The organism is Halosimplex halobium, assembly GCF_051414055.1.
GTDB classification, from domain to species: Archaea; Halobacteriota; Halobacteria; order Halobacteriales; family Haloarculaceae; genus Halosimplex; species Halosimplex halobium.
Window position 1 is genome coordinate 131,088 of record NZ_JBLKNX010000012.1, and the last position, 13,475, is coordinate 144,562.

At 67.1% G+C, this 13,475-nt stretch carries 17 protein-coding genes and 1 pseudogene; 10 read left to right on the forward strand and 8 right to left on the reverse strand.

From position 1 onward, the window contains the following. Positions 1-30: 30 nt before the first annotated feature. Positions 31-501 carry a hypothetical protein gene (locus ACMGFG_RS13715; protein ID WP_436930891.1) on the reverse strand — a complete coding sequence of 157 codons (471 nt, stop codon included), beginning with the start codon at positions 499-501 and terminating at the stop codon, positions 31-33. A gap of 176 nt (positions 502-677) precedes the next feature. Beyond that, positions 678-914, reverse strand: a complete 237-nt coding sequence (locus ACMGFG_RS13720) for a hypothetical protein (RefSeq protein WP_436930892.1) — start codon at positions 912-914, stop codon at positions 678-680. Between the two features lie 282 nt (positions 915-1,196). On the opposite strand from ACMGFG_RS13720, the gene ACMGFG_RS13725 reads away from it, so the two are divergent. Further along, complete coding sequence (locus tag ACMGFG_RS13725; RefSeq protein WP_436930893.1) at positions 1,197-2,123, forward strand: CBS domain-containing protein; 927 nt, start codon at positions 1,197-1,199, stop codon at positions 2,121-2,123. A 48-nt stretch (positions 2,124-2,171) separates the two neighbouring features. Next, the gene (locus ACMGFG_RS13730) at positions 2,172-2,414 is read left to right on the forward strand and encodes a hypothetical protein (protein WP_436930894.1); all 243 of its coding nucleotides are present in this window, start codon (positions 2,172-2,174) and stop codon (positions 2,412-2,414) included. Positions 2,415-2,420: 6 nt separating this feature from the next. Here ACMGFG_RS13730 and ACMGFG_RS13735 read toward each other — a convergent pair whose 3' ends face one another. Next, positions 2,421-2,642, reverse strand: coding sequence for a DUF1328 domain-containing protein (locus tag ACMGFG_RS13735; protein WP_436930895.1), 222 nt, complete (start codon positions 2,640-2,642; stop codon positions 2,421-2,423). A 380-nt stretch (positions 2,643-3,022) separates the two neighbouring features. Here ACMGFG_RS13735 and ACMGFG_RS13740 point away from each other — a divergent pair, with 380 nt between their 5' ends. The 3 genes from ACMGFG_RS13740 to ACMGFG_RS13750 all read left to right on the forward strand — a co-directional run bounded on the left by ACMGFG_RS13740 (position 3,023) and on the right by ACMGFG_RS13750 (position 5,825). Beyond that, complete coding sequence (locus ACMGFG_RS13740) at positions 3,023-3,733, forward strand: hypothetical protein (RefSeq protein ID WP_436930896.1); 711 nt, start codon at positions 3,023-3,025, stop codon at positions 3,731-3,733. A gap of 78 nt (positions 3,734-3,811) precedes the next feature. Further along, the gene (locus ACMGFG_RS13745; RefSeq protein WP_436930944.1) at positions 3,812-4,678 is read left to right on the forward strand and encodes an amidohydrolase family protein; all 867 of its coding nucleotides are present in this window, start codon (positions 3,812-3,814) and stop codon (positions 4,676-4,678) included. A 118-nt stretch (positions 4,679-4,796) separates the two neighbouring features. Next, on the forward strand, positions 4,797-5,825 hold the full coding sequence (locus ACMGFG_RS13750) for a zinc-dependent alcohol dehydrogenase (RefSeq protein ID WP_436930897.1): 1,029 nt from the start codon (positions 4,797-4,799) through the stop codon (positions 5,823-5,825). Between the two features lie 80 nt (positions 5,826-5,905). Here the strand turns inward: ACMGFG_RS13750 and ACMGFG_RS13755 are convergent, their stop codons facing one another. The 4 genes and pseudogenes from ACMGFG_RS13755 to ACMGFG_RS13770 all read right to left on the reverse strand — a co-directional run bounded on the left by ACMGFG_RS13755 (position 5,906) and on the right by ACMGFG_RS13770 (position 9,261). After that, entirely contained in the window at positions 5,906-6,622 is a 717-nt protein-coding gene (locus tag ACMGFG_RS13755; protein WP_436930898.1) for a DUF7260 family protein, read from the reverse strand. A gap of 164 nt (positions 6,623-6,786) precedes the next feature. Further along, positions 6,787-8,118 carry a permease gene (locus tag ACMGFG_RS13760; protein WP_436930899.1) on the reverse strand — a complete coding sequence of 444 codons (1,332 nt, stop codon included), beginning with the start codon at positions 8,116-8,118 and terminating at the stop codon, positions 6,787-6,789. A 417-nt stretch (positions 8,119-8,535) separates the two neighbouring features. Beyond that, positions 8,536-8,774 (reverse strand): annotated as a pseudogene (locus ACMGFG_RS13765) (methyltransferase domain-containing protein); the annotation flags it as partial. A gap of 46 nt (positions 8,775-8,820) precedes the next feature. Then, positions 8,821-9,261 carry a DUF302 domain-containing protein gene (locus ACMGFG_RS13770; protein ID WP_436930900.1) on the reverse strand — a complete coding sequence of 147 codons (441 nt, stop codon included), beginning with the start codon at positions 9,259-9,261 and terminating at the stop codon, positions 8,821-8,823. A gap of 161 nt (positions 9,262-9,422) precedes the next feature. Between ACMGFG_RS13770 and sta1 the strand changes: the two genes are divergently transcribed. The 5 genes from sta1 to ACMGFG_RS13795 all read left to right on the forward strand — a co-directional run bounded on the left by sta1 (position 9,423) and on the right by ACMGFG_RS13795 (position 13,197). Beyond that, positions 9,423-9,839 (forward strand): Sta1 family transcriptional regulator, encoded by a 417-nt coding sequence (gene sta1 / locus ACMGFG_RS13775; RefSeq protein WP_436930945.1) that lies wholly within the window; start codon positions 9,423-9,425, stop codon positions 9,837-9,839. 188 nt (positions 9,840-10,027) lie between these two features. Beyond that, positions 10,028-10,765, forward strand: coding sequence for a DsbA family protein (locus tag ACMGFG_RS13780; RefSeq protein ID WP_436930901.1), 738 nt, complete (start codon positions 10,028-10,030; stop codon positions 10,763-10,765). Between the two features lie 89 nt (positions 10,766-10,854). Further along, on the forward strand, positions 10,855-11,307 hold the full coding sequence (locus tag ACMGFG_RS13785) for a hypothetical protein (protein ID WP_436930902.1): 453 nt from the start codon (positions 10,855-10,857) through the stop codon (positions 11,305-11,307). 130 nt (positions 11,308-11,437) lie between these two features. Beyond that, complete coding sequence (locus tag ACMGFG_RS13790; RefSeq protein WP_436930903.1) at positions 11,438-12,643, forward strand: RNA-guided endonuclease InsQ/TnpB family protein; 1,206 nt, start codon at positions 11,438-11,440, stop codon at positions 12,641-12,643. Positions 12,644-12,777: 134 nt separating this feature from the next. Then, entirely contained in the window at positions 12,778-13,197 is a 420-nt protein-coding gene (locus ACMGFG_RS13795; RefSeq protein ID WP_436930904.1) for a hypothetical protein, read from the forward strand. A gap of 4 nt (positions 13,198-13,201) precedes the next feature. Here the strand turns inward: ACMGFG_RS13795 and ACMGFG_RS13800 are convergent, their stop codons facing one another. After that, on the reverse strand, positions 13,202-13,441 hold the full coding sequence (locus ACMGFG_RS13800; RefSeq protein WP_436930905.1) for a hypothetical protein: 240 nt from the start codon (positions 13,439-13,441) through the stop codon (positions 13,202-13,204). Between the last annotated feature and the right edge of the window lie 34 nt (positions 13,442-13,475).

The window sequence follows — 13,475 nt, forward strand, 5'->3', positions numbered from 1 at the left end:
CGCCGATTCGCTCTCTCCCCATCTGGGGCGTCACGGCTGTCGCGACAGACGGCGGCTTCCGCCGCGATCAGCGGGCTCGCTGGCAGTCGGTCCGCGGACGCGCTCGCCCGTGAGCTGCACCTGCATCGGCACGAGGTGGAGCGACAGCGGCAGGACGGGGTCGGCCCCCCACGGCTGCGAACGACCGGGCGGGCGGCCGCGTTCGGTCCCGGGCGAAACCCGCGTGAAACGGAGTGTGGAGCCCGTCCGCTCCGTGGCGGTGTCGCCCCGGTCCGGGTGCGGGGCCGCCGACTCGCTGCAGGTCCCGGCGGCGCTGCTGTCGTCGAGGCCATCGCCGGTGTCGTCACCGCCGTCGCCAGCGTCTCCCCGCTGGTCTTTCGGCAGGAACTGTCCGGTTTCGGGGTCGCGGGGCTGGCCGCCGGTGCCGTCGTCGGCGTCCGCTTCGGACCGGTCGGCCTCGCGCTCCTCGTCGCGGTCCGGGTCGGTGTCGTCGGGACTCATGGGTAAGCGCCAGCCGTCAAGCGTGCTGACACGGGACGGTTACCCGCCGGGTGCATAAAATCGCGTGACGATTCGACCGGTTTGTCGGCCCCTACTGGACACACACGGCAGTTCGGGCCGCGCAGTGTCGCCTGCCGGTCGGGGCGTCGGGTCGCTCCGGGCCGATGGCGGTCGGCTCAGCGCCGGCCGGGACACTCCTCCGGGAGGTCGCCTTTCGAAAGCCGCTCGGCGCCGCAGACGACACAGCGGTAGTACGACTCCCGGTAGCCGCGCTGGTCTTCGAACCCGCGGTGTGACTCGGGGTGGCGGCCGGGGACCCACTCGGTCTTGTCGATGACGAGGTGGGGGCCGACCGGCTCGGCGTCGGGGTAGGACGGTGCGACGGATCTGACCGCGTTGTTGTGGGTGCTCATGTTTCTCGATCCCACGGTGGACGGCCGGCGAACCGCGGATCTCTGGGGCGGTCGCCGGTCGAGATGAGTAGGGGATCGACCGGTATAAGCGACTCCCCTGGCAGGGTCCTGACCTGTCGCAGTCCGTTGGTTTCGACCGCGTACTCGACGGTAAGCAGCGCCGGAACGATCCGCCGGGTGGGCGTCCGAGCGGGGGCGGCCTGCGGACGGTCTTCGGGGTTTATTGACCGGCCGGGCGGACGGGCTCCCGTCGGCCGGCGAGCGTCCGCGCCGACGATCACAATGTCACCGAACCAGGACCGCGACCCGTCAGACCCGCGGGCACGACAGCAGCGAGGCACCGCACAGCGACCGCCGCAGTTCACCCAGGGCTTCCCACTCGGACAGCCGCCCCAGCAACCCCACCAGCAACCGCAACCCTCCCAGCAGTCACAGCCTGCCCAGCAGCCAGGCCCGTCCGGAGGCCAGCAGGGGCAGACACCGGTGTACGGAGCCCAGCAGGGGACCCAGCCGCAAGGAACCCGGCCCCAGTCGGGACAGAGTCAGTCGGCACACGGGCGGGCCACCCAGGGGGCACAGCCGACTGGAGGGCAGCCCCGGCAGGGCGCGCCCCCTCAGCAGGCTGCTCCACCTCAACAGGCCGCACCGCCCCGGCAACCCGCGGCGTCCCAGCAGGCCGCCGCTTCCCGGGGGACGGCCGGGACACAGCCGGGGGTTCCCCAGCACCAGCCCCAGTCTCGCCCCCAGACCCGGCCGCAGACCCGCCCGGGGCGCCCACTACTCAGGCCGGTCACCGTCGACGACGTGGTCACCGAGGACGTGGTCACCGTCAAGCGCGACAGTCCGGTCCGGACAGCGGTAGCGAAGATGAGTGAACGCGAAGTGGGATCGGTCGTCGTCGCCGAGGACGGGCGACCGGTCGGGGTCGTCACCGACCGCTCGGTCGCGCTCGCGCTCGAGGAGACGCCGGACATCGTCGACCGGCCGTCGGAGGAGCTGACCGACGGGGACCCGGTCACCGTCGACACCTCGACGACAATCTTCGAGGCGCTGCAGCTGATGAGCGACGAGGGGATCCGCCGGCTCCCGGTCGTCGACGACGACGGGCGCCTCCAGGGGATCGTCACGCTCGACGACGCGCTGGTCCTGCTGACGGGCGAACTCGACAAGCTCGCGACCACGGTCCGGGAACAGTCGCCCCGGATCTGAGGCGGGCGACCGAAGCCGTTTTACGCGTCGGTTCGAAAGCCGCCCTTAATGGCTACGCGAGAGCAGCCGTCGTTCCGGCAGATGTGCCGCGAGACGCCGTTCCGGACCGCGCTTTTCACCTTCGGGCCGCTCGTCGTCGGCGCAGCACAGGTCGCGAACGCGCTCGTTCACGGGTCGTATCTCCCTCTGCTCGCCGCGGTCGCCGCGGCCACGGTCGTCTACTCCGCCCTCGTGACGCGCTACCGGCTCGCGACGTTTCGCCGGCGGGCGCTGACGCGGGTCGCCGAGTGACCGGCGTCACAGCACGAGCGACGCGACCGCCAGCACGAGGAAGATGAGCACCAGCCACTTCGCGATCTCCATGCTCAGCCCCGCGACGCCGCGGGCGCCGAGGAGCGCCGCCACGATGGCGAGCAGGAAAAACGCGATGGCCAGCGTGATGAAGTTCCCCGTGAAGAACTGCAACGGGAGCGTCGCGACGCCGACTGCCGTACCGCCGACCGCAGTGAGTCCGTACATGGGTCTTCACCACAGGCTACTCGCGTCGCCCTCTTTGTAATAGAGCTAATATCGGACGTAACGCCGCGCTATCGCATTGACGGGCCGATATCCGGGCACCTCCTCTTCCGGACCGCCCGCCCGCGCCGAGGCTCGACTGCCCGACCGGCCCGATCCGGTCGCGTATTCAAAATATGACGACGAATACGAACGCTACGAGTTAGTATATGATGAATGGTTGGTAACTAAATCTGAAATAATAGCGGTAGAGACGTAACGAAACGCACTCTCGATATTCCATAACTGTATTCGAATAATTATAGCGAAGAAACTGGAAGCGCAACACTATTACGTTCACCTTTCGGAGAGTACGCCGACGCTACCGAACCGATGAGGGGACAATGACCGACGACGCGTCCGGGGACCCGCGACTGGGATCGGCGTATCAGACGACGCTCGGGGAGGGAGTGACGCTGGTCGGCGTGGTCCACGACCACCCCGCGAGCGTGGCGCGGGTGAGCGGGGTCGTGGAGCGGCGTCGACCCGACGTGCTCGCGCTCGAACTCCCGCCGCTGGCGGTCGGGCTGTACGAGGCCCACGCGGGCGGCGGGACCGACCCGCTGGCGTTCGGCGGGGAGATGAGCGCCGCGATCGCGGCCGCGGAGACCGACCGGGTCGTCGGGATCGACGGCCCCTCCCGTCGGTTCTGTCGGAAACTCGCGACGCGGTTCGCGCGGGAGCGTCCCGCCGCGGGGACGGTCGCCCGCTCGCTGAGGGGCGTCGCGTCGGTGACGCGGACGGCGGTCGCCTGCCGGGTCGCGGCCGCCGTCGCGCGCCGGACGCCGCTGTCGCCGACCGTCGGGTCCCGGACGGAGTACGACGTCTCCGCCGCGGACTCCCCCGAGCGACAGGCCGAGGACGAACGCCGCCAGGCGGGAGCGGCGACGGCTGTCCTCGACGCCTTCGAGAAACCGCCCGCCTCGCGGATCCGCTCGGAGACGCGCGAGGCGCACATGGCCGACCGGATCCGGGCGCTCCGGCGGAAGGGTGACGTGGTCGCCGTCGTCGGCCTCGGTCACTTCGACCCGCTCGTCGAGCGCCTCGACGGGTGAATCGCCCGCCACCCCTTCAGTGGCGGCTCCGGCGGGGCAATCTTTAGGACCCGCTCCGCCGTCCACCCGGGGAGTATGGTGCTCGATACCCACACGCACGCCTGGGGGCCGCCGAGCGAGGCCCACCCGTGGGTCAACGCGGCGCTGGTAGACGACGTCGACGGGTTCGACACCCACACCGTCTACACGGCCGACCGACTCCGCGACGACATGGACCGCACCGGGGTCGACGAGGCGGTGGTCGTCGGCTACCCTCTCCCCGAGTGGACGGACAACTACTACACCCGCCAGGTCGTCGCCGACAGCGACCGGCTGTACGGGATCGTGATGGTCGACCCGTTCGCGGAGGGCGCGGCCGACCACCTCCGCGAGTGCATGGCCGTCGACGGCGTCGTCGGCGTCCGCCTCGGGGCGGCCTGCCCGTACGACCGGATGTGGGAGACGTTCGACCCCGAGGCGACGTGGTTGCGCGACGCAATCGAGGAGCGGGCCTTCTGGGAGGCCGCCGTCGAGACGGACGCGGCCGTCCAGATCCTCTGTGACCACCGCCAGCTCGACCAGGCGCTCGAACTCGTCGAGGCCTACCCCGGGCTGACCTACCTCTTCGACCACTTCGCCCACGCGGGTCCGGGGACGCCGACCGGCGAGGGGACGTTCGCCCGCTTTTCCGACCTGGCGGAGTACGACGGCGTCGCGGCGAAGGTCTCCGAGATGCCCCACGCCTCGGATACGGCGTTCCCCTACGAGGATATGCACGACCACGTCCGCTGGCTCGTAGAGGAGTTCGGCCGCGAGCGGGTGATCTGGGGCTCGGACTACCCGAACGTCAGCGACGTGGCGACCTACGGCGAGAGCCTCCGCTGGCTGGACCACGTCGACGGCCTCTCGGAGTCCGACCGGACCTGGATCACCGGTCGGTCGTTCCGCCGGCACGTTCTTGAGTGAATGGCTGGCCGAGGCTTCAGTGGACCGCTCGGTCCCGAGACATCGCCGCGCCGCTCGCCCCCATCGCAAAGTATTAGCCGTTCCGACAGGTCGTTGCGTGTAGTTCTCGGTCGGACCAATGAAGGCAATCGTCCACACCGACGCCCGTTCGGTCGAACTGCAGGAGCGCGACCGCCCAGCGATCGGCGCCGACGAGGTGCTCGTCGAGGTCCACTCGGCGGGCGTCTGCGGGAGCGACGCCCACGCGTACGTCTACGACGCCGGCTACGAGTGGATCCAGATGCCCCGGATCATGGGCCACGAGTACAGCGGCCGGGTCGTCGAGGTCGGGAGCGAGGTCGACGAGTTCGGGGTCGGCGACCCCGTGGTCGAGGAGCCGATCCACGAGTGCGGGGAGTGTTTCCAGTGTCAAAACGGCCAGGCGAACGTCTGCCGGAACTTCTCGATCACGGGGATGCACCGCGACGGCGCCTTCGCGGAGTTCACTGCCGTCGAACCCGACCACCTCCACGCCGTCCCGGCGGACGTGCCGCTGGGCCACGCGGCCGTGACGGAACCGACGAGCATCGCGACGCGAGCCGTCCTCGAACGGTCGGCGGCACAGCCCGGCGACGACGTGCTGGTCGAGGGCCCCGGCCCCATCGGCGTGCTCGTCGCGGCCGTCGCGGACTCGCTGGGCGCGAACGTCGTGGTCTCCGGGCTCGCACGGGACGCCGACTACCGGCTCCCGCTGGTCGAGGACCTGGGGATCGCGACGGTCAACCTCGACGAGGCGGCCCTCGGCGAGCGGACCGGGGCGGTCACCGACGGCCGCGGGTTCGACGTGGTGTTCGACGCGACGGGTCACCACAGCGGCGCCGGGACGGCCGTCGAGCACGTCCGCAAGGGCGGCCAGGTCGTCGTGGTCGGCATCCCCAACGAGGCCAGTGAGGTGGCGCTCACCGAGGCCGTCCGCGGCGAGGTCGACATCACCACCTCCTACGGCTCGCTGTGGCGTGACTTCGAGCGCGCGCTCCGGCTGATGGAGCGCGGCGAGGTCCCGGTCGAGTCCGTCGCCGACCGGTCGTTCGCGACGGACGACCCGTCCGCGGCGTTCGAGGCGTTCCTCGCCGGCGAGACCTGCAAACCCGTCTTCCGGTTCTCGTGACCGTCCGGCTGTCGACGACACTGCCCGGGTGACATCCGCCGATTCCCGCACCCCCAGAGAAGCGGGAGAGGGCGCGGTGGTTACAGCGCGGCGGTCCGGACCCGCGCGACCGCCGTCAGGACGGGATAGGTCCACTCGGCGTCGGCGTAGACGTACTGGCAGAGCTCGTGGCCGTCGGTCCCCGAGAGCGGGTCGCGCCGCTGGACGAGGTTCTGGCGCCGCTCGGCGAGGTCGTCCAGGTCCGACTCGACGCCCTCGGCCGGTCCGGGGCCCTCCCAGCGGTCGAGCAGGTCCTCGACCGCGTCGCGGCTCCGGTCCAGCGACGCCAGCTCCTCGTCGAGCTGGTCGACGAGCCGCTCGCGCCACCCGACGGCCTCCTCGACGGCCGAGACCAGCGTCGACCTGTAGAACTCGGTGAACTGGGTGCCGCCCTCGCGGCGGAACCCGGTCGCCACGTCCGCCGAGAGCTCGGCCGCGGCGTGCTCGACCAGCGACTCGCCGTACACCTCGTCGTAGTGGTCGACGCTCATGACCGTCTCCCTGAACGCGCTGCGGAGCCGCTCGACGCGACGCGGCGGCGAGTCGGTCAGCTGTCGCGTCCGGTTTACCCCCGCAGGCTGCCTGCTCACTGTGTCGATTCCCCCGACTCTGTCGGCGAACCGCACGTACGCCTGCCGCTCGGCTTCGACCTCCGCACGCTCCGCCCCGACCAGCTCTTCGGCCGTCGAGAGCGGTTCCAGGACGTGTTCTCGCAGCGTCCGCGAGAGGGGATCGTCCGTCCGGTGTGAGGTCTCCATCGTCTTGGTATCACACCGCACGGTCAAAAGCGTTTCCGGGATCGGGGTTCGCTGCCCGCCACCGGTGGGTCGGTCTGTCTGTAGTGGACTCACAGCGGCTGTTTCGACCGGATTGGGGCGGTCTCGGTCAGCAGTGTTGCCTATCACGCGGCAGTGTGGCGGTGTCAGTCGGCGGTGTGGGCGTGCTCACCGCGCTGGCCGGTTTCGTCGACCGCGTCCTGCCGGTGCAGCCAGTAGAGCACGAGGAAGAGCAGCGTGGCGAGGACGTTCAACACCAGCTTGTAGTTCAGCTCGATCCCCACCTCGGCGACCTGGACGCTGGCGGGGTCGGGGATCAGCCCGGCGCCGAGGAACAGGAAGTGCATGAGGACGCCCGTGACGACGGCGGAGACGAAGATCATCCCCGAGAGGAGGGCCGCGAACGTCGTCCCGTAGTACTCCCGGTAGGCGTCCACGATCGGCGGGACGATGAGGTCGGCGTAGATGTACGAGAGCACCGACCCGAAGGGAAGGCCGTTGCTGAAGAGCACCGCACCGAACGGGACGTTCCCCACGGAGCAGACGAAGGTCGCGACACCGATACCGGCGCCGAGGACCGCCGTCCAGAAGACGTACACCGGCAGGCCGAACGTCGGCCCGGAGAACACCGACATCCAGACCTGTTCGGGGATGAACCCGGCGACGAGGCCGGCGAAGACGAACCCGATCGCGATCTCGTCCCAGAGCATCCCCCACTCCTTCCACTGCTTGTCCGCGAGTTCCTTCCAGCCCGACAGCGAGGTCGCCTTCTCGCGGACCGTCGTGTTGGCCGCCTCGGGGTCGAAGCTCTCCTTGCAGGACTGCGAGCAGAAGTAGTAGGTCCGCCCGTCGTGCTCGACGGAGTGGTCGGCTTCCCCGGGGTCGACTTCCATCCCGCAGACCGGATCCCGGACGGTCTCCGTACCCTCGTCGCGGACGTTCTCCCGGGCCCGCTCGACGACCTCGTCGGGGACCAGGTAAACGAACCCGACCGCCATCAGGCCGATGAGTGTGAATCCGCCGACGATATCCGCGAGGAGGAACTGCCAGCCGAGCAGCAGCCAGATGACTGCGCCGATCTCGATGACGAGGTTGGTCGAGGCGAACATGAACGCGCCGAGGGTGGCCGCGGCGGACCCGCCCTTTTTGAAGAGGTTCTTGGCGGTCGCGATGGCGCTGTAGGAACACGACGACGAGGCGAAGCCGAACAGCGACGCGTACCCGATCTCGCGCGGCCCGTGGCCCTCCAGCAGGTCCGAGACCGCCTCGCTGGAGGTCCAGGCCTCGACCCCGCCGGCGATGGCGAACCCGACGACCAGTGCCCACCACGTGATCCACGCCATCGCGGCCGTCGTCGTCAGGAACTCCCGCGTGCTCTCGACGAGAAACGTCGGGAGTGGCTCCGGGGTGGTGAGTACGCCGATGCCGACGGTCGCGAGCGCGACGACCGCGAGGATCGCGTATTCCGCACGCTCCATATCAGACAGATGGGCGTCCGTCCCTAACCCGATTGTGACTGTGAAACCAGTCTGACAGCCGCCGTTGATCTCCGCTCCAAAACCGTACTGCGGGTGCTTCTTCGCGGAACGGACGGTGGTCGGCGGTCGCGGGAGCCGGAGCACGACGGTGGCTGATCGCGCCCTCGCTATCGACGCTTGGTGGGCGGTCAACCGTGCGAATTCAACGGGTCGGTGTTCGATAGCCCGAGCCACCCCGGGTTTCGGATCCGAAACGCCGGTCCGGCTCCCGACTCGGTGTCGCATTCGCCCCCGGCGCCGGACCGGTATCGTGGCGTGCAGACGGTCGTCCGCGCCGGTCCGCCGTTCAGTAGGTCGTCGGCCCACGGAAACCCGCTGTCCGCGACGGGGAGACCCTCAGTTCGGGTCGATCCCGTCGAGCGCGTCGTCGCTCGCGAACTCGTGGCAGGTCATCGTCAAAAAGGCAGCGTCAGGGCCTCCGGTATCGAGCGGGAGTTCGTCGACGCCACTCGTCACGAGGGCGACGTTCTCGGGGACTCACGGTAGCAGTCGCCCACCCTTTCCCGGATATCGACGGCGTACACGCGGTCGACAGCAGATGCGACGTCGTCGGTGTCGGACCCGGTCCCGCTGCCGGGGTCCGTCACAGTCTCGTCGCCGTCCGTCTGCGAGTCTGTCGACGTCGAACGTGTGGTGCCCACGCTAGAGGTTCGCGAACGCCTCGTCGACGAGTTCGCCGGTGTCGGCGACGATGTCCGCCATCTCATCGTCATCGGGCGCCATCCCGACCAGCCGGGCGATGCGCATGATGGAGACGTGATAGACGACCTGCTTGCCGGGTTCCTCTTCCCAGATGACGACGTTACAGGCCATTAGCGCACCGAGTTTGTTGTCGGTCGCGTCGAGCGCGCGGTCGGCGACCTCGGGGTTGCAGGCACCGAGTACGTAGTAGGGGTCGCGGCCCGCGTCGACCTTCTCGTTGAGCATCTCCGAGGGCGAGAACTCGACGGGGACGCCGAACCCGGCGTCGGTGAACACGTCGCGGACGTGTTCGATGGCATCTTCGTGGCTCATTTCGAGGGTCACACGTTCTTCGCCGATGTCTTCCGGGTCGATCTGGCTCGGGTCGATTGGGAGCGTCATTCGTGTATTATCTTGGGTCTACAGAGGAAAGTCTCTTCGGATGTAATTCCGAAAAAGCGCTAAATACGGGGATAGAATCACCGACTACATTCTATGCTATAATAGTATTGTGAGATTCGGGAACAGCTTTAATCTTCTCTGTCACCCTATCCCCAGATATGATGACCGCTTCAGTGCGTGAGGACCTTGAGCGTGACATGGGGTGTCTCGACCTGCTGGGATGCGTTCACGGACTCAACGAGCGGGATCAGATGGCCTTTCAGCTGCTACAACAGGCAGAGGGAGGACTCACCGTCGATGACGTGGCAGACCGGCTGGATTGCGAGAGATCGACGGCGTATCGCTCGATTTCTCGACTCCACGAGGCTGGCGTTGTCCTACAGGAACAAATAAACTACGAGAACGGAGGGTACTACTACGTGTATTGGCCGCGGACACCCGAGGAAATCGCTCACGATATGCAGCGATTGCTCAACGACTGGTATGCGGACATCGGACAGCTCATTCAGGAGTTCGAAGACCGATATAGTCGGGACTCGGACGACCGAGAGAACCAGTCGCTGCAGTCCTGTTCCTGACTCCCGTTGTCTCGACGCTCTGGCGGAACAGTATTGTGTGAAATACACAAAAATATAAGTCGATGCGGTTCGAACGGGTACCTATGGCTGATTGAGACAGTCGAAAACGCGGCGTAGACCCGGTTATTTCCAGCCTCTATAGGGGACCGCAACGTCTTTCAGACGACGAGCAGTGGTATTGGGTAACAATGGACCGCAAGGGCAATATTACTCGCCGACGCGCCCTTCTCGCTGGCGGCGGGGTGTTTGCACTCGGGGGCGGTGTCGCGTACGTCGCGTCACAGCCTGAACCGAGTGGGCAGCGCTACGTTCCGGCTACCTCTCACGGCAGCACTGCGACGACGGACTTCGGCGTCGAACTCGCAGGGCGACCGATCGCCGGCGAGCGCGACGCTGCGGTGGACATCTACTACTGGACGGACTATCTGTGTCCGTTCTGCAAGAAGTTCGAGACGGAGACGCTCCCCGATGTCGGCCGCAACTACCTCGACACCGGCGACGCCCGCCTGGTGGCGCTCTCCTATCCGAACATCGGACAGTACTCGATGCCAGCGGCAGTCTGGGGGCGTTGCGTGTGGTCGCAGGTCGCCGACAGCAACCCCGCCGCGTTCTGGAGCTGGCACGCGGCGGCGTTCGACGAACAGCCCGATTCCGGAACGGACTGGGCCGACGAGGATGCGTTTACCAGGGTCACCGAGCGGGTAGACGGTGTGGACGTATCCTCGGTCGATACCTGCCGCGAGGAGCGAGGGGATTCGATTCGGGAGAGCATGGGTCCAAACCTCGACGTAGCCCGCGAGGCGAGGATTCAGGGCACACCGGGTTTCGTTATCTACAATCGCGAGTCGGGGGCTGCCGGGAGGCTTGTCGGGGCCCACCCCTACGAGAACTTCGCCGACGCCATCGACCGGGTGATGGAATCGTGAGCGTGAGACGGACCATCGCGAGTCGCGACTGGGCTCGCAGCCTCCGCGGCGCGCTCGCGTACCCGCTCACGTCCGATCGACGGCTGCTGATGACCGCCGCCGGGACGGCCGTCACGTACGTCGTCCTGGTCTTGAGTTCGTTCCCTCAGTTCTCGGTCCAGGTGCTCGCGAACGACCCGGGCGACGTCGTCTACGCGGTCAGCGCACTCACCCGGGAAGTGTACCTGAGCACTGGGGCGGTCGGTCTCGTTCTGGTCACTGGATACGCGGTCCTGACCGGTATCGCGACGACCAACGCGCTGGCGCTGGTCGGCCGTGCGCGTCGCCGAGGTGCATCAACCATCGTGGGCGTCCTGCCCGGAGTGGTCGCCGCCGGCTGTGCGAGCTGCGGTGCGGGCGTGCTCGGAGCGCTGGGGTTCGTCGGTGCCATGGCGGCGCTACCGTACGACGGCAACCTTCTCCGCGTGGGCGGTATCGTCCTGCTCCTCTTTTTCCTCGGGCGCGCGGGTGATCCGCGGACGTGCTCGATCGACCCGACGTAACCATCTTAATTCAGCGAGGGAATCTCGGCCTTTAGGCCGGGCGGGAATCGCGTAATTCCCACTACGCAACCGCCGTATACAGCCGTCTAACTCCCAAACATTTATGATAGCTTCCGTTGCATATGGGATTGTGATACGGCGTACCGTCGTTGTCAAGTTAGCCATTCCCCAAGAGCGGCACGACGACCTCCGCGAAACCACCGAACGGTTCCGTCAAGCCGCCCAACTGGTCGCAGACCGCGCTTTCGAGCGCGACGACGACGGCTACGTCATCACGTCGAAAACGAAACTCCACGAACTCACGTACCAGCAGGTCCGCGAAGCCACCGATGGTTTGAATGCCGATCTCGTTTGTGCCGCTCGTAACTATGCGGCGGACTCAGTGAGGGGCGTCACCTCGGCATGGCAGAACGGGAAGTACGCGACGCAACCGACGTTCACCGCGAACACAGTCGTCTACAACAAGAACGCGGTCACGTACCGTGACGACCACTGTACGCTCGCGGCGGTCAATGGGCGTGTGAAAGCCGAGTACGTTCTCCCGCCGGAAGGCGAGAACCCCCAGACAACGTACCTGCGAAACGACGAGTGGGAACTTCGGGAATCGACGCTGCACTACCGCGATGGCGATTACTACCTTCACGTCGGCGTAGCAAAAGACGACGAGCAGCAGGAAGCCGAGGGCGGGACGGTCCTCGGCGTAGACCTCGGCGTGAAGACGATAGCCGCCACCTCAACGGGCCGTTTGTGGTCCAGCGGATACCTCAACCACCGACGCCGCGAATACGAGCAGATTCGTGGCTCACTCCAACAGACCGGGACGGAATCGGCTCACCACACTATCGACTCGATAGGCGACCGGGAGAGCCGGTGGGCGGAAGACTATCTTCACCGCATATCGAAGGCCCTCGTTCAAGAGGCGATAACGCACGACTGTTCGACAATTGCCTTCGAGGACCTGACCGATATTCGGGAGCGGATGTCGGGCGCGAAAGCGTTCCACGCGTGGGCGTTCCGGCGGCTCTACGAGTACGTCGAGTACAAAGCCGCCGAGTTTGGCATCCGAACCAAACAGGTGGACCCGACGTACACGTCCCAACGGTGTTCGAAATGCGGTCACACTGAACGCGGGAACCGCCCCAAGCAGGAACGGTTCTGTTGCCAGAAGTGTAGCTACGAGGTTCACGCGGACTACAATGCGGCGAAGAATATTGGAATCAAACACGTCCGCGCGGGGCAGAAGTCTCCGAGCGGACGGGCCAACCGTCAACTGGCCCTAAAGTCGGGAACGTTGAACGTGAGCGACGAGTTTACGTCCGCCGAAGTTTCGGCTTGAACGGGAGTTCACCGACAAGCCCCGGCGTTTACGCCGGGGTAGTTGACGCGATGGAACAACCGACGACAGATGATCGAGACGTGGAATGCATCGGACGACCGAACGAATAGCACTCGACGACGGGAGGTGGGACAGTGACGGCTCTCCCGTATTCCCGACTCGCCAGGAGCGCCGGCGTCGGCGTCGGGACTTTCCTGCTGTTCGGGGTCGTGACCGGGCTGATCCCGAACCCCCTGTACGTTCGAATGGTGGGGCGTACCCCGGCGGACTACCTCTTCCTGGTCGCTACGGCGGCGTTCGCCGCCGGCTTCGTCTACCAGCGGTCGCTGACCGACGACCCGATCGGAGACCGCTACGCCGCCGGCGGCATCGTCGGCGGGTTCCTGGCGTTCGGGTGCCCGATATGCAACGCCGTGCTGCTGGCGCTGTTCAGCTCCTCGGCGCTGATGACGTACTTCGACCCGCTGCGACCGGCGCTCGGCGCCGTGAGCGTCGCCGCCTTCGGCGGACTGCTCTACTATCAGCGACGGCGCTGTGAGGCGTGTGGCCGCTGACCGTTCACTCGCCGCCGGTCCGAAGCCGGACGAAGCCGGCCAGGAGACCGACGGTCACGGCCGTCACGAGAATCTGGACCAGGTTCCCACCGAGGACGGCGGTAGTACTGCCGCCAGCGACGGCGCCGGCCGCGCCGGTCGACGCCGGGGCCGCGACGAGACAGCAGAGGCTCAACGCGCCGCCGATCCCCAGCAACGACCAGTGCGATCGCGTCGACTCGGCAGTGTCGTCCGCGTCGGTCATCTCCCGGCTTCTGCTACCGCCAGGTCTCGCTTGT

What these genes read in the sequence shown, in the direction of transcription:
- ACMGFG_RS13725 (WP_436930893.1), top strand. Translation starts at nt 1,197, where the DNA reads ATGTCACCGAACCAGGACCGCGACCCGTCAGACCCGCGGGCACGACAG.
- ACMGFG_RS13720 (WP_436930892.1), bottom strand. Translation starts at nt 914, where the DNA reads ATGAGCACCCACAACAACGCGGTCAGATCCGTCGCACCGTCCTACCCC.
- ACMGFG_RS13800 (WP_436930905.1), bottom strand. Translation starts at nt 13,441, where the DNA reads ATGACCGACGCGGACGACACTGCCGAGTCGACGCGATCGCACTGGTCG.
- ACMGFG_RS13735 (WP_436930895.1), bottom strand. Translation starts at nt 2,642, where the DNA reads ATGTACGGACTCACTGCGGTCGGCGGTACGGCAGTCGGCGTCGCGACG.
- ACMGFG_RS13760 (WP_436930899.1), bottom strand. Translation starts at nt 8,118, where the DNA reads ATGGAGCGTGCGGAATACGCGATCCTCGCGGTCGTCGCGCTCGCGACC.
- ACMGFG_RS13715 (WP_436930891.1), bottom strand. Translation starts at nt 501, where the DNA reads ATGAGTCCCGACGACACCGACCCGGACCGCGACGAGGAGCGCGAGGCC.
- ACMGFG_RS13740 (WP_436930896.1), top strand. Translation starts at nt 3,023, where the DNA reads ATGACCGACGACGCGTCCGGGGACCCGCGACTGGGATCGGCGTATCAG.
- ACMGFG_RS13780 (WP_436930901.1), top strand. Translation starts at nt 10,028, where the DNA reads ATGGACCGCAAGGGCAATATTACTCGCCGACGCGCCCTTCTCGCTGGC.
- ACMGFG_RS13750 (WP_436930897.1), top strand. Translation starts at nt 4,797, where the DNA reads ATGAAGGCAATCGTCCACACCGACGCCCGTTCGGTCGAACTGCAGGAG.
- ACMGFG_RS13755 (WP_436930898.1), bottom strand. Translation starts at nt 6,622, where the DNA reads ATGGAGACCTCACACCGGACGGACGATCCCCTCTCGCGGACGCTGCGA.
- ACMGFG_RS13730 (WP_436930894.1), top strand. Translation starts at nt 2,172, where the DNA reads ATGGCTACGCGAGAGCAGCCGTCGTTCCGGCAGATGTGCCGCGAGACG.
- ACMGFG_RS13770 (WP_436930900.1), bottom strand. Translation starts at nt 9,261, where the DNA reads ATGACGCTCCCAATCGACCCGAGCCAGATCGACCCGGAAGACATCGGC.
- ACMGFG_RS13785 (WP_436930902.1), top strand. Translation starts at nt 10,855, where the DNA reads ATGACCGCCGCCGGGACGGCCGTCACGTACGTCGTCCTGGTCTTGAGT.
- sta1 (WP_436930945.1), top strand. Translation starts at nt 9,423, where the DNA reads ATGACCGCTTCAGTGCGTGAGGACCTTGAGCGTGACATGGGGTGTCTC.